The following is a 23,645-nucleotide window of genomic DNA, read 5'->3' on the forward strand; positions in this document are numbered from 1 at the left end:
CTGTAGATTAGCATCAGTTGTATAACTGTGCACAAAGATAAAAAAAAGCTAATTTAAAGCTAAAGTATCCACATTATATATGGTAGCTGTTTAAAAATACATGTATTTCTATAATTTTAACTTGAGACAATTTTGCCGGCTTCCTATAGAAATAAAGCATATTATTCAGTAAAAAAGATAGATACTTCTGATATTCAAACAACAACTCTGTAACAGCAATATTTCACTTGAAAACGCTAACGAATAGATGGCAAAATGCATTTCAAAAATAATTTAAAAAAAGTTTATCAGTTAACAATAACCTAATCAGTAAATTATAAAAACACTCAAAAAAAAGGTGCTTTTTTTTACCACATGGGTGTTGCTTATGTAAATATTAGTTCTACTTTTGCATCCGCAATCACGAAATGTTGTGATGATGGAAACACGGAATTAGCTCAGTTGGTAGAGCACTGGTCTCCAAAACCAGGTGTCAGGAGTTCGAGTCTCTTATTCCGTGCAGAGTTAAAATAATATTGGAGAGTTGGCAGAGTGGTCGAATGCGGTAGTCTTGAAAACTATTGTACTGCAAGGTACCGGGGGTTCGAATCCCTCACTCTCCGCAATATTAAAATCAAAACTTGAATAAACGTTTTCAGGTTTCATTACAACAACATTGGAGAGATGGCAGAGTGGTCGAATGCGGTAGTCTTGAAAACTATTGTACTGCAAGGTACCGGGGGTTCGAATCCCTCTCTCTCCGCTGAGTGCGAAAGCAATTTAAAGTAAAACCCTGTAAGTCAACACTTACAGGGTTTTTTTATGCGCAAAAGTGTGCAATAAAAAGCAGAAAAAGGCAGTTTTTGGGTGGACTTTTGGTGGACTTAGAAAGTCGAATTTTAGTCCACCAGAGATAGTTCAAAAAAACGCCGTATTGCGCTGTATTGCTTGGTTTTAGATCGCCGCACAATGAGCTTATAAAAATAATTTTAACAAAAAAAATTATCGTTATGAGTAGACTTGAAACAATCAAAATCAACTTCTTTATCAAGAAGACTAAATTACTTAAAAGTGGAGAGGCTCCGATCTTTGTTCGAATCATTATTAATAAAGAAAGAGCAGAATATGCCTTGAAGAAAAGCATTCTTCCTAAACAATGGAATGAAACAAAACAATTAGCCAAAGGAAATTCGATAAAATCCACAGAAATCAATCAACTTATAGAACTTCATATATCAAAAATCAAATCCTACTTTGATTTTATGACTATGGATAAACAATCTATCTCACCAAGGATTATAAAAGAAAAAATAGTTGGCAAAAAAGAAACACGAAGAACCATCTTAAAAGTATTTCGGGAACATAACAATAATGCCAAGAAGTTAATTGGTATTGACTTTGCCCCTGATACGGTTCAGCGTTACGAAACCTCTTATATGCATACTAAAGAATTCATTAAATGGCAGTATAAACGCGAAGACCTAGCACTGGAAGACCTAAATCATCAGTTTGTGCGTAATTATGAGCTATACTTAAAAACAGAGCGTAAATGTGCACATAACACTACCATTAAATATCTGAAGAATTTTAAGAAGATTGTGCGAATTGCTTTAGCCAATGGTTGGATAAATAAAGATCCTTTTGCAACCATTAAATTTAAGCTTAAACCTGTTGATGCAGTATATCTGACAAAAGAGGAACTTAATACTGTCATCAATAAAGATATTAGTATGGAAAGAATAAGGCAGGTACGCGATGTATTCGTGTTTTGTTGTTTCACAGGATTGGCCTTTTCTGATGTAAAAACATTGAAACGCGAACATATTACAAGCGACTCAAAGGGAGTTACGTGGATTCATAAAAAGAGAACAAAAACAAAGCAGATGAGTACCATATTTGTAATTGATGCTGCTAAAAAACTTATGAGAAAATATCAAAATGACCCTGATTTAATTGATAAAGATGCCGTACTTCCTGTATTAAGTAATCAAAAGATGAATGCTTATTTAAAAGAGATTGGTATTTTATGTAGTATTGATAAACCCATTTCAACACATACGGCACGGCATACTTTTGCCACTACTGTTGCTTTAGAGAATAATATGCCTCTCGAAGTTGTTTCAAAAACTCTTGGTCATTCAAGCACTAAAATGACGCAGCGTTATGCAAGAACGACAGAAGCTTTAATTCAAAAAAATATGGAGAAGATTAAAGATTTGTACTAATGGATGTGGATGAACTGAATTTCCCCTTTTTGGGGGAAATTCAGGCATTTTTATTTACATCGTTCATTACCTTTTCAATATTATTAATTAGGGTTTTAGAAACACCACATTCTTTAGCTATTGTATTCCATTGACAAATGGCTTCTTGGACTTCCTCCAACAGTTGATGTGGTTTTTTTATCCCAAAATGTTTAGCAAGCTCTAATAAATGTTTCTTTCCAGGATTCTTACTTTCTCCTGCAATCATAGTACTATGGAAACCGTACGCAGAATTTGAAAATGTTAAATCATAGACTGGTGCAAAATTCCAACGACCTTTGGCATCCATTAAAAATGAAAAATTCTTACTATGATCGTCTCTATTGTGTGCAAACACATTAAATGCAGCTAAACGCAGAACCTTTTCATAGGCTTCAACATGTTTTTCCATCTGAAATGCACAATCCATTAGATGTCCATAATCCATAGTACTCATCCTAAAGTTATCATGCATTAAACCACTAGCTGTGTGCATATGGATTCTTTTGCCTTTAATGCGATCAAAGCGCTTTGTACCGAAATAAGTTTGCCCTGAGCGACCTGTAAATAATTTACATTCGCTCATATTAAGCCCTGCTTTTAAAGCCATCTTTTGGTAGGCATACTCAACGTTGGCAATCTCTTTGTTATCTGAAGAAGATGGAAATTTTATAATCCAATCTTCAAAACCTTCAGCCAATTGATGGTGCCCATGCACTATTTCGTTGGTATCCTTATTATAACCAACAAATATTTTTGGGCGAGCACCTCCTGAGGAACCTCCGAGTGTAAATAATTCTTCTATAATATCTGAATCAATACCCTTTAAAATATAACCCATCTCCTGTGCTATTGTATCTAACTCTATTTTTGATAAAACATTAAGATCTTCATCAAACTTTGGTCTATAGCACAAGGCACCCATTCCTTTATCTCCAACATAAGACAAACGATCTAAGGGAGTCAAACTTTGTAAATCCACTTTCTTAGATGCAAGCGTTCTATCGAGTAATAACCTACCCCAACCATCGGGCAACGAATCACTAAAAACACCAAATAATCCTTCGAATGGTTCTGGACCTGCAGTTGCTATTTCGCTGCTCAAAGGCAACTTAATAGGTGAAATATTTATGCCTAATTTTAAAAAACTAGTATTATAACGAAAGTAGATAGTCCTATTGTTTAGTACTAATTCTCCAAGGTCATGAGAGAGGCCTTCAATATCTAATGAGACTAAAATATTTTTAACATTACCCATAGCAAATTCATGAATTAGTAGTGAAAAGTCCTTCGATTTTGCTCATATCCTCCTTTGCTTGGAAAACAGAATTAAAATCTTGCAATCTATTAAGAAGGTTTGCTAATTTAAGCAGTGATTCAAGTGATATCTGTCCAGTAGTTTCAAATCTTTTTAAACTACCTAAAGATACACCTGAGCGTTCTGCAAGCTCTGCTTGAGATATCTTTAATTGTTTTCGTAAGGCTTTGTGGCGTTTGGCCAATTCCTTAGAAATATCGTTTGGTGTTGGATTTATTGAGTACATACAGCTAATATCTTAACCAAATATAATCATTACATACATAAATAGCTAATATATTAACCACACTTACTTGAGACACTAATTTATTTAGCCAAAATATTTCAGACGGTGGTCATTGTATTATTTCAATTGTATCAGTTATTTGAACTATGGTGCTGAGAACCATAGTTCAAAAAAGTCTAATATAATCAGTTGGGGTGCTGAGCACCTCAAAAGAAAATTTGTTTAAATAGTATTACTTCAGGTTTCTCTAATTACTGTCTATGCACATCCACTGCACATATCTGTATTAATATTGTATTGTCAAAATAATATTAACATTTTTAAATTTTAAAAAGATGCCGAAGTACTATGTAAACAAAAATGCACAAAACAATGGTGATCACGAAGTACATAAAGAAGGTTGTAGCTATATGCCAGCTTTTGAAAATAGAACTTACTTAGGTGAATTCTATTCTTGTAGCGGAGCTGTCACTGCCGCAAAAAGTTATTATGCAAAAAGTAACGGATGTTATTATTGCAGTAGACCCTGCCATACCAGCTAAATAGTAATGACCCAAAGGGTATATTTTACTAACTAAGTTGAACTATGAAGAGCCGAGCCATAAAAACTCGGCTTTCTATTTTAACACGCAATATGCATTAGAAAACCTATTACACATTGATATTGCTTCAAAACAAATCACTTGGTTGCTTCATCTCAACTCACCAGAACAGTGCTATGCCTCGTCTCGATAAAGCTTTGTTTTATTACACTTTCAATGTTCATAACGATGTCCTAATGCATAATCCGGGTTTAAACGATTTCTTTTGTTCCTTGAATTTCTTCTGGGATATGAAAAATTGTATCTAAAAAAACAAATAAAAGGCGCATAATCTATTTGCAAAAACTGGTTAGTACATACCATACTTAACAGTTAATTACATTAACAACGGTAACTCACCCAACGCTTGCATTCTCATTAATAACATCTATGATAGATATAATTTTAACGGCATCCCCGTCGTCAAATAAGCCAAATAGGCCATCGTCGCTCATATCGGTAAAGGGTGCCTTAAACAGCATTCCCTTATCTATAGTGCCATTTTTATTTAGGTAGCTGATAATGGTTTGTACAAAGGTAATTTGATCGGCTCTTAGGTTGCCTGCTTGCAAAAACTCGGAGAATGCTTCCTCGGCTGCCTGTATATCAAGTCCAATAATACCACGGATAAAAGTACCCAATGGCTGCTCTCCAAAGGTTTTTATAAAGTCGTCCTTGGAGCCTCGTTCATCGCCATCGAACAGTATTTTTTCTAATTGCGATAATTCATCGGTAGTGATGGGTTTATTGCTCGACAATTTAGATATGGTCAGATGGTGTTTATTCTCACGTATAAAGCTTTCTACACGCTGCTTGTATATACTTGGCGAGTGTGTAGGTACGTAAGGTTCTGCAGCACTTAGTACAACATCCGAATCGGCTAGGTTGGTATAAAAAGTTTGCTGTTTATTACGCTCAATAAAAGATACAAGCTCTCTTATTTCTTCCCTAACTTCCTCAAGTCTTTTTTGCGATAGCTTTTGGTAAAAATCAGGATCTTTCATTTGCTCAATCAGTGATTTGGAGCGTAATACTTGCGGAACCGTATACATTTTACCCAACTGAGTGGCTATTTCAATTAGGTTTTCGTGATACTTCTTTTCTGAGCCCAACATAAGTAAATTGGCCAATTGCAATTTAAGCATCATTAAATCGAAACGCCGGGCGGTTTCGTTAATAGATTCAGGTATGGGTAAGCCCGATAGATGTTGCTCTATATGGTGCACATCATCGGCACTTAGGTTATTCCATCGTTTACGCTTTTCAAACTCTTCTACATATCGCAGATTCATTTGCACCTGAAAACGATCCTTATCTAATGTTTGAACCGATTTGTGTAAACCATCTAGTAGCGTATTGGATAAGTCTATATTATCGGCTTCGCCCGTTTCGGCTAACAGACGTGTTAATTGCAAACGAGCCTCAAAAATTTGTTGGGTAACGGGTTTAACTACCGAATTATCTACGCCTTTTTTATTCAACTCGAAGAATTCAAAATTCTGACACACATCGAAGATAAGAAAATGGTCTTTGTCTTGCTCAGGACCAAAAATACCCGGACACAAACGTGTGCCTCTACCTATCATTTGCCAAAACTTAGCATAGGAACGCACTACCTTAAAAAATACTAGGTTCAATACACGAGGCGCATCAACCCCTGTATCCATCATATCAACCGAAATGGCTATTTGTGGATTATTCTCTTTATGATGATCGCAAAAGTCCTCTATTAAACTTTGTGCATGACTAATACCATTGTGAATACTGGTGATAAACCCGGCCGGAAAATGCGGATAACGCTCGGTAAAGCAATCCTCAATAAACTTGGCGTGCTTTTGGTTTACTGCAAAAATAATGGTGCGCCCTATTTTATCGCCGCCTTCAATCTTAATACCATTCTGCATTAAGGCATCCAATACCTTGTTCACAGTGTCTTTATTAAAGAGCCATTTATTCATGGCATTGGCTTGTATCTCTTCAGGAAACAGACCTGTAGCCTTATCCTGAAAGGTTTCTTCGTATTGTTTCTTCTCTTCGTCCGACAGAGCATTGTATTTAATACCCTCGCGTAAAAAGTCGGTTGAAACATCAATGTTTTTATACGCTTTTAAGTAGGTAGGTACCGCCTGATCGAGCTCAAAGGCAAAGGTAGGATCATCGTTACTGCAACCAAACAACTCAAAGGTATTGTGGTCGATACTATCCTTAGGTGTAGCCGTTAAGCCCACCACCAAGGCATCGAAATAATCGAAAATAGCTTTGTAACGGTTGTATACCGAACGGTGTGCTTCATCAACAATAATCATATCGAAATGGCCTACACCATAAAAACGCTCGTTGTTTTCGCGAGCTCTATCGATGCAGTGCATCATACTTGGATAAGTACTAAATACCAAGCGCGTGGTGTCCGACTCTTTTTCTTTACTTAGGTCGATGGACGAGTATTCCTTTAGGTGCTCGCCAAAACTCTTTTTGGCTTGGGATACAAGCGCCGTTCTGTCGGCTAAAAACAGCACGCGTTTTACCCAATTGTGCTTAAAAAACACCTCTACAATAGCTGCGGCTGTTCGGGTTTTACCGCTACCGGTTGCCATTACCAATAATGCCTCGCGCTTATTGCCCATAATGCCTGTTTGGCCATCCACCACAAAGGATTCGGACAGGCGTTGTATGGCCTCAGTCTGATAAGGACGGCCTGCTATATCGAGGTTTACCTTGGCAGAGCGTATATCCTTACGTGTATTGCGCTGTTGTATGAGCCATTGCAACTCCTCTTTGGTATAGAAACCAAATATTTGACGTGGAGTGGCATAAAATGTATCGTTCCAGATTTTTATTTCGTAACCATTGGTGTAAAATATAATAGGTCGTTGCCCATACATCTGCTCCAAACAATTGGCATAAAGCGATGCCTGATGTTTCCCTGCTTCAATATCTTTTGAGGTACGCTTGGCTTCTATTACCGCCAGGGGTTTACCATTATCATCCCACAATACATAGTCGGCGTAACCATTGCCCTTGGGATTATCGTTGGTAATAGGCATGCCCACCACAGGAAATTCGGTATCGCGACCTGCTTTTAAATCGCTCCATCCTGCCTCAAGCAAGTTGGCATCGATAATATGCTGACGTGTTTCGGCCTCGTTGTATTCCGATGGTACTTTTATCTGACGTTCGGCCTTTTGCTTTTGTAGTTTCTGCTTGGCTAGCTCAGCCTCTTCCTTAAACTTTATATAGGCTGCATCACTCTCTTTGGCACGTTGTAGTATGGCTTCTTTCTCGGCCAACAACTTTTCTACTTGTGCTTGCAGTTGTTCTTGTGCCTTTTTATTTTCGGCTTGTAACTCTTTTAGCTTACGCTGATCGGCACCAATTTTAGGCACTAAGCCCTCGTTAAAAGAACCGGGCAAGTCTATTTTCTCAAGACTATAGGTGCCCGCAAACCATTTTAAAAAGCCATAGATGTATTTAATACTTTCGAGCGCTTCTTTACTGCTCACTCTGCGCCCATAATGTGCTGCACTATTCCCAATTTTACGTACCAAATGAATTCCATTTTGATGCACAAATGGAATAATAACTTTCACCTCTTCGTTGGTCATTAAATTTACCAACTCCTTATTGTAGGGATATTCTAATTGCTCATACTCATATATTTTATGGATAACTTCTTCGAGCACCAAACGGCAATAACTAGCTGTGGAAACAGGCTCGGTATTTACACGTTGCTCGGCCTTTTGCATGGTATTGAAAAGGGCATTATACGAAGTATGTAGAAATTGAAAGTTGCTCATTACGCTTGATTTTGAGAATGAGCGAATATAGTAAAAGATAATAATACCTCACAGGTTTTTAAACCTACAAACCTAAATACCTACACACCGGGCTACCGCACGAGTCCTCTCGTGTGGTTTTTCTTTTTTGTTTGCTCCTTCAGCTTGCTTCACTCCCCTAAGCCCTTAAAGGGGGATGATTTGCAGCTTTTAGTAATGATTTATTGCTTAATTATAATTTCACCACACGTGGGGACACGTGCGGCAGCTGAGGCTAGAAGCCTTGCCAAATACGACATAGCGAGACGCTATGCCGAACTTATACTTTGTTACTTTGGTGCTGACGCACGAGTCCTCTCGTGTGGTTTTTCTTTTTTTTGTTTGCTCCTTCAACTTGCTTCCACACCCCTAAGCCCTAAAGGGGGATGATTTGCAGCTTTTATTGCTTAATTATAATTTTACCACACGTGAGGACACGTGCGGTAACAGTGTAGCTTATATTTATCTGACATATTGTTGACTTAACAGGTTGCAAACCCTTACTTTTTTTTCAATGGATAACCCAGGCTGCCGCACGAGTCCCCTCGTGTGATTTTTCTTTTTTTATTTGCTCCTTCAGTTTGCTTCCACACCCCTAACTCCCTAAAGAGGGATGATTTACAGTTTTTAGTAATGATTTATTGCTCAATTATAATTTCACCACACGTGGGGACACGTGCGGTAGCTGAGTCCTCTCGTTTGGTTTTACTTTATTACCACCACATCTTCTAACATCCCCAGTTCTCCACTATAATCTCTTGCACTACTATACACATAATCTTCTGGTTGAAATACCAAGCCCTCTTCTACCGGATTATTATGGATATAGTTTATTTTCTCATCTATTACTTTATTGCTCCATAATTCTATTGGCTTATTATCATGACGCCAAAACTGATAATGCTTTACATTAGACGATTTTTCTCCTGCCTTTTTAAACTGCCCTAACAACAACTCTTTTCTGCTCTCTCGTACATTTTCCTGTATAGCCTTTACTAAAACCCTACTTGTAAAACGCTTAAAATCGCCCAATAGAATCTCTGGTTTTAAACCCTTTGTACTTTTAAATATTAAATGCATATGATTACTGATGATACACCAAGCATAAATTTCCATGCCTTTTTGTTTTTGGCAATAAACTAAGTTTTCTAGCAGAATATGTTTATACTCATTACGTGTAAATACATCTAACCACTCTACTACTGCAAAGCTTACAAAGTATACTCCTACTGGATTATGGAACTTATAATTACGACTCATTTATTTTTTGATTAACTATAATTTACCACACGTGGGGACACGTGCGGCAGCGAGGGACACGTGCGGTAGCGAGGTTATTTCTTTTCATACACCTGGGCTGCCGCACGAGTCCTCTCGTGTGGTTTTTCTGTTTTTGTTTGCTTCTTCAACTTGCTTCACTCCCCTAAACCCCTAAAGGGGGATGATTTGCAGCTTTTAGTAATGATTTATTGCTTAATTATAATTTTACCACACGTGGGGACTCGTGCGGTAGCAGTGGCTAATTATAAAAATATTTAAGCTAAAAGGTATTAACAAAACCTCCCCTGCTTTATCGTCCTTTACTGCAGGGAAGGTGTTTTATAGTGAAGTACTTACGATGGACTGATGATGCCCAACATTTCCCAGGCTGCCGCACGAGTCCTCTCGTGTGGTTTTTCTGTTTTTTGTTTGCTCCTTCAACTTGCTTCACTCCCCTAAGCCCCTAAAGGGGGATGATTTGCAGCTTTTAGTAATGATTTATTGCTCAATTATAATTTTACCACACGTGGGGACACGTGCGGTAGCAGTGGTAGTATTCATTATTGAACTTATTAAGGTTTGAATATTAAATGTAATAAACAACTATACCTCACTTCTAATATTACACCTTACTACTACTAATAATAAATAACCCCTGGGCTGCCGCACGAGTCCTCTCGTGTGGTTTTTCTTTTTTGTTTGCTTCTTCAACTTGCTTCACTCCCCTAAGCCCCTAAAGGGGGATGATTTGCAGCTTTTAGTAATGATTTATTGCTTAATTATAATTTTACCACACGTGGGGACTCGTGCGGTAGCAGTGGCTAATTATAAAAATATTTAAGCTAAAAGGTATTAACAAAACCTCCCCTGCTTTATCGTCCTTTACTGCAGGGAAGGTGTTTTATAGTGAAGTACTTACGATGGACTGATGATGCCCAACATTTCGAGGTACTGCGGATGATCGGCCAAGGCTATGCGGGCAATCTCAATATAATCAGAATACCACTCTTGCAGCTCATCGGCAGCGGCATCGCGCGTTTCGGTGGCATTTTGTGCCTCGCCCATTTCTTTTTTGCGTACTGCCAACTGCGCGTCTACTGCCAATACCAGCTGAAGACCTGCCTCTAGCTTCTCGTTACTTTGCCCATATGCGGCCATTTTTTCTAAGGCATCGGGGTTACTCAATAGGTTATTATAAAATACCTTGGTTTGCTGCAACCAAGCCGATTGTCGTTGCTTACGCTCTCCTCGTAACTCAAGCTGTGTGCTTAGGTTGGTATCATTTTTAAAGGCTATACGGGCAATTTTTAAATGCGGCACATACACTGTATTGGCCTTTTTAATACTCTGCTTTAAAACTGAAGTGGCTTCCTTTTGCTCTCCATCTTCTTTTATTTGCAGTCTGTTTAATTCCTCGGTGGTGTTTAACAATCCCTCGCCTACTGCCAGGCGCTCGGGTGTATAGCCAAACTGCAACAATAAAGCGGCTATGGGTTCTTGTTGTATACCGTTTGTAATGGCTACACTGGCTTTGCTGATTAATGTATCGATTTCTTTACTCATAATTATATATTTATTTTTGATTAGGACGATCTGTTTAAATAATGACCTGAAACCATTTCTGTTTGACCTGGAGCCATTTCTGAGTGACCCGAAATGATTCTGGCACGACCAAAAATCATTTCTGGATGACTTGCAGCCATTCCTGGGTGACCTGAAATGATTTTTGAATGACCTTGAATGATTCTGATATGGCCTTAAGGCATTAACCAATGCCTTTGAATGATTTACGGATAACCTTGAACGAAATTGCTATGGCTTGTTGACATTTATTAGCGCCTTGCTGCGCTCTTTTATAGGAGCCAAAGGTAAATGGGTACTAGCTGATAAATATAGAAGGTGCAGTGCGCGAATTGTACTATAGCTCCTTTGTTGTAGGTAAGTAGATACGTTAGTTGAGGCAATAATAAGTTTACTCATTTAAAAGGGTTATGTGCTGATTAATAAAACCTTAAATTTTGCCTATTAAAATATAATTATAAAATGATGTAGACTAGTAGTTGGTGCAATTTAAAACTATTTTAAATAAGTTGGGCGATGTTTTTTGGTATGTGAATTTATACCTCACAGGTTTTAAAAACCTGTGAGGTGTTGAAGATTTGTGAGGTATTGAAAAAAGAATAGTATGGTATGGAGACCTAACAAGCTTTTGAAACCTGTTAAGTTTGTTGTAAACCTGTTAGTTTGGTATTACTTATTGATACAACACTTTTTGTATTTTTTACCACTACCACAGCTACAAGGGTCGTTTCGGCCAATTTTTGTTTCGTTAGTTACGGGCTTTATCAAAGCCCCAAATGGATTAAAGTTGGCATCGCTTAGTGCCTCTGGTGTAAATTCAGCATCTGATTCCCTTTTTGCAAACCACTTACCAATTTCAGTGTAACGATCCTCTATATTTAGTAAGTCAAGCTCGCGTATGCTGTTGGGTTTGGCTTTCATAATATCGCTATAGCTACCGCATATACCTTGGGCCACCCAATTTTTATCAAATAGTGGCTTTAGCTGCTCGCTGGCTTCAGTACCTGCCATATCGCATACTGAGCAAGCTATATAGGCTATTAGTTCGCTATCAATAATATTATCCTCAATGCTACACTTATTGTACGCTTCTAATAGTTCTTTATAACAATCCACTATCTCTTGCTTGCGCTGTGGCTGATGCACCACAATTTGCTCAAACAATATAATAAGCACATTTTTGGCATAGGTATATTTATTGGGCTCAAGCATAAATGCTTTATACTCCTCAAGGTGGGTATTATTCATTCGGTAAATGGGCTCCCATACATTATCGTGTATCCAATCGCCAAAATATAAATCGTAATAATCCTGGTGTTGCGATAGCATTTTAAATACCACAGCTGTGCTTTCGGCAGCATTTAACTCGCCTAATAAATATAGGGCATGAAGCGGAAAATAAGTATTTGCTTCTACTTTATCCGCACTGTATAAGGCATCAAAATAATTAAAGCGTGCAATACTATCATTTAATACAAGCTCTAAATCAGCAATAAGTGTTTGGCGTGGTAATGTAAGTATCTCTTGTAAAATATCCTTTTCAATACGCATATCGTACTGATACAACATATCTATCTCTTTGTGCACAAAGGTTGGTGCTTTGGTTACTTTACTAGTTTCGGCTTCCGCTTTTACATGCACCTCAATGTTATGTTTGCCTTCTTCTGATAATCGATGCATACCAGCAAGCATTTTGTGCGTGGTTAGCATATTTAAAACCTGCTTGGTGTCTTCGTCATCAGGAGCCAAATCTTTTAAATAATTGTAACAGGCTTCAGCTTCTTCTGCTTGGTTAATTTTAAGATAGTAACGCGCCGCCAAGTGGTAGTATTTGGTAAGCTCATCTATATGAAAGGTATCGCGCTCGGGATATAATGCGGCCAATTCCATCTCGGAACCCAGCACCTCTGGTATCAAATTAAATTTACCTTCGTCGAGTAATTTATTGGCCAAGTTTAACTTACCAAATAAATAAGCGGGATGCTGTAGGGTTATTTGTAAGGTTAAATCGTATGACTTTTCCATTTGCCCAATACCTTTGTATAGCGCCGTTAGGTAGTTTTTAAAGTGCGGTACGTGGGGGTACTTATTAATGAGTTGTTGCATTTTAACCACATCGGCGGCTTTGCCATTTAGTGCCATATCGTAGGCTTTTTGGAGCTGAATACGCACTGGCTCGGTAATGCTGTAAAGTGTATCGAGAATGGTAGAATCGTTGGTGACTTTTATTAGCTTTTGTGATGATGAGCTCATATTGTATGGATTATTGTTTTTTATTTGATATGAATAGCAAATATAGCACAGATTTTAAATAGCATAGCACATACCTCACAGGTTTTTAAAACCTGTGAGGTGTTGAAATAAAGAATAGTATGGTATGGAGACCTAACAGGTTTTTGAAACCTGTTAGGTATTAAAATATTATAGCAATAAAGAGTTAAGGGTGTATAAAACTACCCCACCAACTCGCCTTTAAAGGCACGCTGTAATAGGCTGTTGAATAAATCTTCGCTTTTTTGTAAGGCTTGCTGCGCTTGCGCTTTTTGTGCCTCAATGGCTTGGATGCGATCCGCAAAAAGATTTTGTAGGGCAATTGGGGGTATATATATACTTAATTCCCTTACATTTTTCAAACTTATATTTGCTCTTGCCCCTTCAACTTTATTACCTATAAGTCTATCTTGTAACTGGGGTGTAATTATCTGATTTAATAAAAACACCGGGTTTACTTTTAAAGAATCAAGTTCAATCTTAGCTACCGCCTGATTTATATTAGCTGGAAGAATATGATTAGTAACTAAGGCTCCTCTGCCAATACTTGCACCTACAAGATTTACCAATAAATCATCTTTCTTTAATGATGAACGTTTAAGTTTCTCATGAAACTGGTATGCAACAAATTTGTCTTTATGACAATCTAAGTAACCTAACCTAACATTCTCACTTGTTACAAATCTAACACCTGAACTTATATATTCAAACCCTTGCCATTTCGGTGATGCACCTTTCGTTACTAATGTAGATATATCATCAATAGCAGTTTTCTCCCAACCCATTGGGTTAGTTACCGGATCCCCAAACATATCTAAAAATAAGCTTTGGGTAAGGGCATCGTATTTGGCAATGAGCTGCTTATTTAACTGGCGGAGATTATCGGCCTGGTCTAATATGGCGGCTATCTTTTTTTGCGTAGCGAGCGGCGGTAGGGGGATTTGGATTTTTTTAATTAATCCAGCCGAAATATTTGGTTGCGCACCACCTACACCTTTTCGAATTATTTCATCCTTGATAGATTTAAGATAATAGTATGTGTATACTTCATCACATTCAGAGGTTGGTAATAAAGCTGCGCAAGCTTGATTTGTTGCTGCTTCAAAATCTAGAATTGAACACGCTCCAATTGTTGCTCCATACATTGCTAACAAAACTGTTTTTACGGGAAAGAGTTTTGCACTTGAGTTTAATAAGGCTTCATCAGTAATATACTCTTGCGGTTTATTTGCAAATTTACCTTTAAGTTCTCCTGTTTTTACCCAAGGAACCTTACCTCCTTCAAAAAACTCTGGCTTCTTCCTACTTGGGGTACCACCAGAACTGATCTTAAAAATATCACCAATTAATTTGGACTCCCACTTACTCATTCAACAGTCCCTCCAAAACTTTAAGTGCCTCGGCTCTTTGTTGGTCTAGGTCTTTAATGTCGTTTATAAGGTCTTTTGGGGCATCGTATTGTACCTCTTCGTACACTATTTCTTTGTAGCGGTTAATGGATAAATCCCAGTCGTTGCTTTTAATCTCGTTAAAGGGCACTAAAAAGGCTTGTTGGGTGCGTGCTTTACTCAGCTCTTCGGTTTCGGCTTGGTTTAGTCCTGCACTTACTTTGTGGTATTGGGCAATAATATTGGGTATGTCGTTTTCTTTGCTCTCGGTACGCTTATCGTCGAGGGTGTAACCATCGGCTTTCATATCGTAAAACCATACCTTATCGGTACCACCACTATTGGTTTTGGTAAAAAACAAAACGGCGGTGCTTACCCCTGCATAGGGTTTAAATACACCACTAGGCATACTTATAACGGCATCGAGCTTGTGGTTTTCAATAATTTCTTGTCGTATTTGCTTGTGTGCTTTTGAGGAGCCAAAAAGTACGCCATCGGGTATAATAACGGCACAACGTCCGCCCGTTTTAAGCATGCGTAACATTAAAGCCAAAAACAGGAGTTCGGTTTTTTTGGTTTTTACGGTTTGTAGTAGGCTGCCCTCAACGGCATCGTAATCTAAACTTCCCTTAAATGGCGGATTGGCCAGTATTAGCGAGTAAGCCTCGCGTATGTCGGCATTGCTTTCGCTTAGCGAGTCTTTACCTATAAGCGTGGGTGTTTCTATGCCATGCAGTTGTAGGTTCATGGCGCCAATGCGCAACATGGTAGGGTCAAACTCAATGCCCGAGAACATATGGCTGTTAAAGTGCTCGCGGAAGTCGCGCTCGTGAAACCAGTCGGCATGGTTTTGCTGAAAATACTCGCCTGCTGCCACTAAAAAGCCGGCGCTACCACAACTGGGGTCGCATATGGTCTCTTCCTTGTGGGGTTGTGCCATATCTACCATCATTTTAATAATGTGGCGCGGCGTACGGAATTGTCCGTTGGTACCTGCTGTAGCTATTTTAGAGAGTAGGTATTCGTACAGGTCGCCCTTGGTATCGCGGTCGTCCATTTTAATTTTATCTACCATCTGCACCACCATATCGAGCAAACGTGGTGTAGGAATCATAAAGGTGGCGCCTTTCATGTACTCGGCAAACACACCTCCCGCCTCGCCCACTTGTTTCATGTGGTCGAATACGCTTAACTCGCCCTCTTGTGGCGTGGTAAATAGGGCAAACATACTTTCGGCATCTTTGTGCTTAAAGCTGTTCCATCGTATTTGGCTTTGTGCCTCGGTAAAAATGACATTGCGCAAGGGTATGCCGGCTATGTTGGCTTTTTTTTCGTCGAGGCGCTGCTTTTCGTCGAGCCTGCGTATAAATAATAAAAAGGTAAACTGCTCAATAACGGTAAGTGGGTTCGATACGCCTCCCGTCCAAAAGGCCTCCCATATTTTATCTACTTGCGATTTTAATTCTCCTGTAATCATATTTCTTTTTTAGTATCAAGTACAAAGTATCAAGATGATTCCCTTGATTGTTTTAATTAATAAAAGATCATTAGGTAATGAGACTATTAGACAATAGAATTTAATTGAATAATCTTTTATTATTGGCGCTTTTAAGCGGATGGCGAAGGTAGTTAATTTTGGGGTGATTTACTATGGCTGGGCTTAGCTTATTCGCAGCCCGTTAATCTAGCAAAAACAGCATATTTAAGATAGTAGTTTAGTTAATTCTTCTATTAAATCTTCATTTTCGTTGATGTATTTTTGTACAGTCTGTGCTATTTCTTTTGCTTTATTCATAAGGTATTTATCATCGGCTAATGTCGATAAATGATTGATATTTGCTATGTCGATATCAAGTGATACTCTGCCAAACCACCAGTCGTCTTGAGTTAAACTAAACTTTTTAAAGATATTAAACAGTAGTGCTTTTTTATTTTCTTCGATACAATCTAAATTGACTAAAAAACCTACACATAAACCTGTAATTTCCGACTTTGGATTAAATGATTCAATATAAATTGAAACATGCTTGGCTGGAGTGCTTACTACCAAATTAGCATTGGATTCGTGTATTGAGTTAAAGGTGATAGAAGTACTTGTTAATATGGTTGAAAGTTGGTCGTTTATTGCATTTCTAAAATTAGTTCTGATATCAACAAGTACATTTGCGTAATTATCGTATACACCTTGTGCACCTTTAAGGTTTAGTTTGATGATCTCTTTAATTTCTTGTGACATGGTACCGGACGTTAATTGATTGGTAAGTTTTTTAATGAGTATGTTGTATTGCTTAATGGATTCGCGCACTATGGGGCTGTCTGTAGCTTCTTTTTGGCAGCTGCTTAACCAACTTTTTATATCATCTTTGTAAGATAAAAGGTAGAAGTCGTTACCTACTTTTTTATTGCCACGGCTTTTTTCTCCAGGGGAATCACCATTGAGTGTTAGATAAAAAACTATACTGTGTCGTGTTTGGTAGTTGCAGTAACGCTCTATTTGTATATCCTGATCGGGGGCATAAATTTTATTTTCGATGATGATGTTTCGCCCTGCTGTATCTGTAATAATAATATCTAGTCTTCCACCTGTTTTTGTCTCTTTATCTATTCCGCCAATACTGAGTTCTGCCTTTACTTTTGCTCCTTGCGTAACAAAGTTTTTTAAAATGGGGTGCTCAGTATTTTCTTTTAATAAAGCGTGTATAAACAGCTTTAAAAAAACATCGCCAAAGGCATGGGTTCCTGCTGGATTTAATAGTTCGCATAGAAATGCAGAGTGCGTTTTATTTTCGGCACTTTCCAAGTTTAGTATGCTGAATATGTTAAAGTTTTCGCCTTTTAGCTGAGCTATTCTTTCACTCTCTTCAATTTTTGCTTTTACTTGATTTAATAGGGATTGTATTTCTAGCATTTTGTTTATTTAAGTTTGAATAATAGATCGTTAGGTTTTAGACAAAAGACTTATTAGCCGTGTAGTTCTTGCCTTATTTTTTCGTTTTGGGCAAATATTTCTATCTGATCGCCTTTTGTCATCTCATAGGTTATAAAAGTTTTGAAATGTACATTACCGCTTGTTGTGTGCCAACCCAGTGCTACACCATCTTTGGTTGAACCATACACTTCATTTTTATAGTTGTTGGTATCTTTTATATGTGTACGGTAGGCGTATTTGTACGCGTGATTGTATGTAAAGTATTGTTTTATGAGCTCGCACCCGGTTTTGTTTATATTACATCTTTGGTTGTACCTTTTAAAGAAGTGAGGTGTGTACTATAAGATATGAGGGCTGACACAGTTGTATGCAAATTGAAATGCATTTATCCTCTCGGTTGTTTGTACATAGCTTACAAATACAACTCTACTCTTTTTACCGAATTCTTTTTTAGAGCGAGCCTCAAATAGTATTAACCATTTGTTTTTTAATGGCGAAGTGTAGTTGAAACAGGAGAATGTAGGGTAAGACTTTGCTTTAAGCACTTTTCTTCTGAAATCGTTATCGAAGTATTCTGATTTTTTAATTGCATTCTTAAAATCAGCAACTATTTCCTTCTTTATTTCAGTTTCGTTCATTGTAGGTACAATCATAAGCTTAAGATAAATTGCAGTAATTTTATCATATGATTCTATTCTTTATTATCTGAGATAGCCAAAACTTCATTAGCTTCGTCACCATCCATGGTTTCAATAGATTTTAGTTTACGTTCAATTTGGTTGGAACGTGTGGTTTGCAATTTCTCTAGAGAACCCGATGCTGTATTTAATTGCTTTTGTACAATTGTTAATTGGTTAGAGAATTTACCGAACTCAGTTTTTACCGCACTTAATACCTTCCATACTTCGCTGCTTCGTTTTTGCACGGCCAAGGTTCTGAAACCCATTTGAAGGCTATTAAGCAATGCAGACAGCGTAGTTGGTCCTGTAATAGTAATGCGGTATTTATTCTGTAATGTTTCAAATAATCCAGGGTGACGCAACACCTCAGCGTATAAACTCTCCACAGGCAAAAACATGATTCCAAAATCGGTTGTATGCGGTGGATCGATATATTTGCCACTAATGTCTTTTGCAAAGGATTCGATTGTTTTAATGAGCACCTTTTGTGCTGCAGCTATCTCATTGGGTTCACCTACTTCGTAAGCATCCAATAATAGTTGGTAATTCTCAATGGGAAATTTAGAATCAATAGGCATCCACACTTCCTCATCAGTATCTTTACCTGGGAGTTTTATGGCGTATTCTACATTGGCCTGACTGCCTTTTTTAGTAGCTACATTTTGTGCATATTGATCAGGGGTCAGTATTTGCTCTAGAATATTACCCAGCTGATACTCACCAAGTACACCACGTGTTTTAACGTTAGAAAGTACCTTTTTTAAATCACCAACACCGGTGGCAATAGTTTGCATTTCACCCAGACCTTTGTGCACCAACTCAAGTCGCTCGCTCACCTGCTTAAAGGATTCACCTAATCTTTTTTCTAGTGTAGACTGCAATTTCTCATCAACAGTATTTCGCATTTCATTAAGCTGTTTTTCGTTGTCTTTACGAATATCAACCAATTGTTTTTCTACCGCTGATTTTACTTCTTTAATGCCATCTATGGCAAGTTTGTGAGAAGTATGTTGTTGTTTATTTTGGTCTTCAAAATTCTGACGTAGACTTTCTTTAAAAGTATTAAGTGTAGCCGTTAATTCTTCCTTCGAGGTTTTTAAACCACTGGCTATTTCGGTTCTATTTTCTTTTCCTTCCTGTACTAGTTTTTCACCAAACTCATTCAGCTTTAAACTGGTTTTATCGGTAAACTCAACCTGCTTAGTATTAATACTCTCGTGTGCTTGGTTGGTTGATTGCGCCAATTCTTTTTTGAACTTATCAAGGGATTCAGAAAAGGCTGACAGTTGTTCTTTTTGAAGATCTAGACTTTCCTTAATGCGATCAACAACAGCTGTTTGTAGATTCTGAAACAAGCTATTTATCTCTTGTCTGTTTTCTTGATTTACTTCACGCATCTCTCTTCGAGATTGAATGAATTCTTCTTTCATCTCTTTTTTAAAAGACTCGATATTTACTTCGGCATTTGATTTTTTATCCTTTCTAAATGCTAAAAACAAGGCCAGGCATAATACAATACTGCTGATGATTACTTGGATTATTTCCATAATTAAAATCGTTTTAAAATTTATATGCTGTAAAAGTATTCTACACCTGTGCATTGATTGTGCACACTAAAAATATCTTTCTTGCATCTGAGTAATTCGTGATATTATTTTCTCACGTAATACAGTGGGCTGGAGCACTTCAACCTTTTCTCCAAATGACATTATTAAGGATTCAAACTCATAATTTATTTGTAAAAAAAGCTCCATAGTTGGGTATTGGCTGTCGTTCATTCTAATTATCTGGGAACCGTGTATTGGTTTTGAACTTACATATGGTGCTAATTCGGGATGTATCTTTAAAAGTACCTTTTGGGTATTTTGATCTGGATTAATTGAGACCCCGATTACATCATCAAAATGCTCAGAAAAATCTATAGTTGTATTTTGAATATAGTTTAGTTTACTCTCTTGAATTTCTAGAATTCGGTCGAGGGCTACGGTAGTTAGATTATTGTATTCATTGTTTAATCCGAATAGAAACCACCGGTTGTTGTATTGCTTTAGATGGTAAGGATGTAAATCAAATCGTAGCTCTTGTTTATTTTTGTATGGTTTATAACTAATGATTAACACCTTTTTGTTAACAACAGCATTGTATATCTCTCCAATGTATTCACGCCCGGTGAGAAAAGGATTTTCTTCGAAACTTATAATATTATCTTCTGCTCCTAGTTTAAAGGTTTGTTCTAAACGTGCCTTTAATTCTTCCACCCAATCGAACTGTGGTAAACCTTTGAAACGCGATAAGGTTAAAAGAGATTCCTTTAATTGTTGGGCTTCTTGCTCGTTTAAAGGCTGGCTATTAATAGAGAAGTTTATATCTGAATATCGATAATAGGCTTTTCGCCCTTCCTTATAACTTTCAATGGGTGCCTCAAATCCTCTTGAGTCCTTCATGAATTTGATATCTTCAAATACTTGACGTCTTTTTACCCCAGAAGACTCTGGATCAAGATCTAAAAGCGAATTATTACAAACCGCTATAAGATCTTCCATAAAATATTTGCGTCCAGGATTACGGAAGCACTGATCGAGAGCAACATACCTTACTGTTGCATTTTTGTTGGTTGCCATTTATTATGCTATGATGGTTTTAAGCGAATAAATATAACAAATATGTTGGGCTGCCAAAGTGATACATCTCAATTTGCAACCTTTAAATTTTACATCAACAAAGTGTCAAAATATATCCTACAGGCATTTAACCTGCATTAATCACCAAACCAAATTTATCCATCAACCCTTTTAAATTTTTATTCTTAGCTACAAAAGCGTCTACGATAGCTTCTGGGCTTCTTTTGTACCGATCCTTTTTGATGGCGATAACTAGATCTGCTATATCATCACCTTCGTTTAAATTAGTATCTTCTAAAATGCTATTAACACTTACATCAAAACTTGCCTTATGAGCAATAGTGCTCCACTTTTTAAATGCTTTTCCTTTATCAGGAAATAAAGTGACCTGGTAAGCTTTGAGCGCATTTAGCTTTTGTAGGTTCAGCATTTCAATCGACCCTACTGCGATCCAATTGTATTGCGGATAATATAAGGCTCCGAAGATGGCATTCTTTTCACCCTCGGCTATGGCAACGGGAGTGGATTCATCAGCCAATAAATGAGCCCCAAAGAAAACCTGCTTCAAATTAAAATCTTTTTGCTTCACAATATGATGCACCCAATTTATATAACCCACACGCTTTAAAGTTGCTGCATTATACTGCATCACTTTACCTGTGCGCACTTGCCCTAATCGGTTCACTTGCCAAAAAATAGTTTTATTCCCTTTGGCTGTGCCCACATAATATTTTTGTAACACCTCTATAACCAAAGCTTGTGGAAAATATCGACTCAGACCAACGGCAAAATTGTTTTTATGATATTGACTTAACGAGGCAAATAACAGCTTTCTGTCGATACATGATGGTGGTTTACTAATTGGTTTTACTCTGGGCACAAATAGATCTGAATCATCTACCATATATCCGTTTTGCTCAAAGTACATTTTGGGTGTAAAATGGTAGGCACATTTCTCTACCCGGTTACATCGCCCCACATGATCAGATAAATATTTGTTCAGTTTATGATCCACATAACGGGTAAATACCCTTAGTCGACATCTTGGACAATCATGGCGAGTTGATCGACCTTTATACTTCTCCAATGAATAACGCATAAGTTGATAGATTAAAAAGGTAAGACGTTTTTGTGGAGTTTGTGGAGTTGTGTAGAATGCTTGTTTATCAAACACTTAACACTCCATACAACTCCACTCACTACACAGAAAAAAAATTACTTACTCCACTACTACACACATACTACACACATACTACACTCAAACTACACAGCTAAAGCACTGTGTATCAATAAAACTCCACAACTCCACAAACTCTACAGAGTTGTATGTATATTTTCCTTAAGTAAACTAGCAGATAAGATGTTTTTGTATTGGAGAGACTAATTAAGAATATCAGTTTCGTATAAGCCTTTTTGTATTTTGTGTGCCAACTTTGTATTGCTTAATAACTGATAAGCATATGATTCTTTAGCTATTCCTATTTGATCAGCTATCTGGATAAATTCTTTATTGGTGAATTCCTTTTTTCCAATCTTTTTAATGATACGAAGTACCTTTCCTTCTTTCGAATTATCCTCATAAACATTTAAAACCATATGATTCAACTTTAGGGCATTCGCATAAAAGTAATCCTTAAGCATTATGGCACTTTTCATGGAATCGCGACTTACTTTATCAATGGCTTTATTGGCGAAAAAACAATTCGATACTTCCAAAACCAAAGCAAATCGTAACATATAGCGATCTAACTTTGATAAGATACCCGAGATAGTAGAATCCTTATTGGAAGGTTTCACATGTTTATTTATTTCGGTAATAAAAAGTTCCTCTGCACCCTCTGAAAGCATTAACTCCTTGGTAGTTTCATTTTCGGATACAGTATCTAAGAAAGATTTCATTTGGGCATGAAATTGCTCAATTATATAATCATTTGGATTGGTTCTTTTGATGTATTTCTTTTCCATCTTTAAAGGAATAGCAAATAATATGCGTTCGAAAAAACCATCCTTAATATCCTTTGCCTTAAAGGAAGCAATAACATCATCCTGAATGCTTCCTATAATTGAAACGCATGGCATACTAATGGAAGAACTTTCTGCCTCTTTTCTATCCAAGGATATTGGAGCGCCATCCCAAATAGATAAAAACTGACTTTGCTTTGAGCCTCCGCTGTATCCAATTAAATTAAGAATGAAACTCTTAAATTCATCGGGCATCAAAATCAATCCATTGGGATTTTGTTTGTGCATATTTATCAGTGCCTCAAATGTTGGATCTGTGGAATATAGCTTTCTTTTTGTGGGCTTTTTATGCCCAGCATCCGGATCAAAATTAGCTATCGCTGATTCGTATTCCTTATCAAACTGTTTTTGCTGATTCTTCACAGCTTTAAAAGCTGTTTTTAAAGGAGCACTTTTATTTTGTCCTGATTTACCGACCAATACCACCCACATGGATGGATTCTCGCACCATTCAATATGCTTACGCAGATGAAAAGAATTGCCAATTATACCTGCCAGGGCTGTTAAAACACTTACCGAGGTGTAATCGATGTTATAATTTCCATTATCATACAATTCAAGTATGGTATCCTGAATAAACTTAGAAAATACTCCCAAAGGAAACTCTGATTCCCCTTCTTGTTTTAATCGGATGTTGGCCTGATCTATAGAGAGTTTACCGTAAGTAAGGTGTGCTTTCCCTAGCTCTGTGCTATCTTCTTTATTTAAATTCATAAAATTACTTTTTACATACT

At 37.3% G+C, this 23,645-nt stretch carries 16 protein-coding genes and 3 tRNA genes; 5 read left to right on the top strand and 14 right to left on the bottom strand.

The features are described from left to right. The first annotated feature begins 426 nt into the window (after positions 1-426). The 4 genes from QMO11_RS06270 (at position 427) to QMO11_RS06285 (ending at position 2,204) form a co-directional block, all read left to right on the top strand. Positions 427-499 (top strand) — tRNA-Trp (locus tag QMO11_RS06270). Between the two features lie 18 nt (positions 500-517). Continuing rightward, positions 518-602, top strand: a tRNA-Ser gene (locus QMO11_RS06275). 55 nt (positions 603-657) lie between these two features. Then, positions 658-742, top strand: a tRNA-Ser gene (locus QMO11_RS06280). A gap of 247 nt (positions 743-989) precedes the next feature. Next, a complete protein-coding gene (locus QMO11_RS06285; RefSeq protein WP_068473145.1) occupies positions 990-2,204 on the top strand; it encodes a site-specific integrase in 1,215 nt (404 codons plus the stop codon). Between the two features lie 40 nt (positions 2,205-2,244). Here the strand turns inward: QMO11_RS06285 and QMO11_RS06290 are convergent, their stop codons facing one another. After that, positions 2,245-3,480, bottom strand: a complete 1,236-nt coding sequence (locus QMO11_RS06290; protein WP_068473142.1) for a type II toxin-antitoxin system HipA family toxin — start codon at positions 3,478-3,480, stop codon at positions 2,245-2,247. A 7-nt stretch (positions 3,481-3,487) separates the two neighbouring features. Then, on the bottom strand, positions 3,488-3,766 hold the full coding sequence (locus QMO11_RS06295) for a helix-turn-helix domain-containing protein (RefSeq protein WP_068473139.1): 279 nt from the start codon (positions 3,764-3,766) through the stop codon (positions 3,488-3,490). A 335-nt stretch (positions 3,767-4,101) separates the two neighbouring features. On the opposite strand from QMO11_RS06295, the gene QMO11_RS06300 reads away from it, so the two are divergent. Continuing rightward, entirely contained in the window at positions 4,102-4,308 is a 207-nt protein-coding gene (locus QMO11_RS06300; protein WP_068473137.1) for a hypothetical protein, read from the top strand. A 395-nt stretch (positions 4,309-4,703) separates the two neighbouring features. Here QMO11_RS06300 and QMO11_RS06305 read toward each other — a convergent pair whose 3' ends face one another. The 12 genes from QMO11_RS06305 to QMO11_RS06360 all read right to left on the bottom strand — a co-directional run bounded on the left by QMO11_RS06305 (position 4,704) and on the right by QMO11_RS06360 (position 23,625). Continuing rightward, a complete protein-coding gene (locus QMO11_RS06305; RefSeq protein ID WP_068473133.1) occupies positions 4,704-8,141 on the bottom strand; it encodes a DEAD/DEAH box helicase family protein in 3,438 nt (1,145 codons plus the stop codon). A 723-nt stretch (positions 8,142-8,864) separates the two neighbouring features. Beyond that, a complete protein-coding gene (locus QMO11_RS06310; protein ID WP_282036526.1) occupies positions 8,865-9,419 on the bottom strand; it encodes an REP-associated tyrosine transposase in 555 nt (184 codons plus the stop codon). A 915-nt stretch (positions 9,420-10,334) separates the two neighbouring features. Next, positions 10,335-10,982: a PQLLE family protein gene (locus tag QMO11_RS06315; protein ID WP_282036527.1), complete on the bottom strand. Its 648-nt coding sequence runs from the start codon at positions 10,980-10,982 to the stop codon at positions 10,335-10,337. Positions 10,983-11,669: 687 nt separating this feature from the next. Beyond that, positions 11,670-13,253, bottom strand: a complete 1,584-nt coding sequence (locus QMO11_RS06320) for a DUF1186 domain-containing protein (protein WP_282036528.1) — start codon at positions 13,251-13,253, stop codon at positions 11,670-11,672. Between the two features lie 200 nt (positions 13,254-13,453). Continuing rightward, a complete protein-coding gene (locus QMO11_RS06325) occupies positions 13,454-14,641 on the bottom strand; it encodes a restriction endonuclease subunit S (protein WP_282036529.1) in 1,188 nt (395 codons plus the stop codon). Beyond that, positions 14,634-16,136 carry a type I restriction-modification system subunit M gene (locus QMO11_RS06330; protein WP_282036530.1) on the bottom strand — a complete coding sequence of 501 codons (1,503 nt, stop codon included), beginning with the start codon at positions 16,134-16,136 and terminating at the stop codon, positions 14,634-14,636. The genes QMO11_RS06325 and QMO11_RS06330 overlap by 8 nt, the downstream gene beginning before the upstream one ends. A 225-nt stretch (positions 16,137-16,361) precedes the next feature. Beyond that, positions 16,362-17,567, bottom strand: a complete 1,206-nt coding sequence (locus QMO11_RS06335) for a PDDEXK-like family protein (RefSeq protein WP_282036531.1) — start codon at positions 17,565-17,567, stop codon at positions 16,362-16,364. A 359-nt stretch (positions 17,568-17,926) separates the two neighbouring features. Next, entirely contained in the window at positions 17,927-18,241 is a 315-nt protein-coding gene (locus tag QMO11_RS06340) for a hypothetical protein (RefSeq protein ID WP_068473108.1), read from the bottom strand. 38 nt (positions 18,242-18,279) lie between these two features. Then, on the bottom strand, positions 18,280-19,815 hold the full coding sequence (locus QMO11_RS06345) for a DNA recombination protein RmuC (protein WP_068473106.1): 1,536 nt from the start codon (positions 19,813-19,815) through the stop codon (positions 18,280-18,282). A 66-nt stretch (positions 19,816-19,881) separates the two neighbouring features. Further along, positions 19,882-20,889, bottom strand: coding sequence for a helix-turn-helix transcriptional regulator (locus QMO11_RS06350; protein ID WP_282036532.1), 1,008 nt, complete (start codon positions 20,887-20,889; stop codon positions 19,882-19,884). Between the two features lie 127 nt (positions 20,890-21,016). Further along, on the bottom strand, positions 21,017-21,988 hold the full coding sequence (locus tag QMO11_RS06355) for a DUF6371 domain-containing protein (RefSeq protein ID WP_282036533.1): 972 nt from the start codon (positions 21,986-21,988) through the stop codon (positions 21,017-21,019). Positions 21,989-22,269: 281 nt separating this feature from the next. Next, complete coding sequence (locus QMO11_RS06360) at positions 22,270-23,625, bottom strand: DUF3987 domain-containing protein (protein ID WP_068473096.1); 1,356 nt, start codon at positions 23,623-23,625, stop codon at positions 22,270-22,272. Between the last annotated feature and the right edge of the window lie 20 nt (positions 23,626-23,645).

The organism is Saccharicrinis aurantiacus, assembly GCF_947489045.1.
GTDB lineage: Bacteria > Bacteroidota > Bacteroidia > Bacteroidales > Marinilabiliaceae > Saccharicrinis > Saccharicrinis aurantiacus.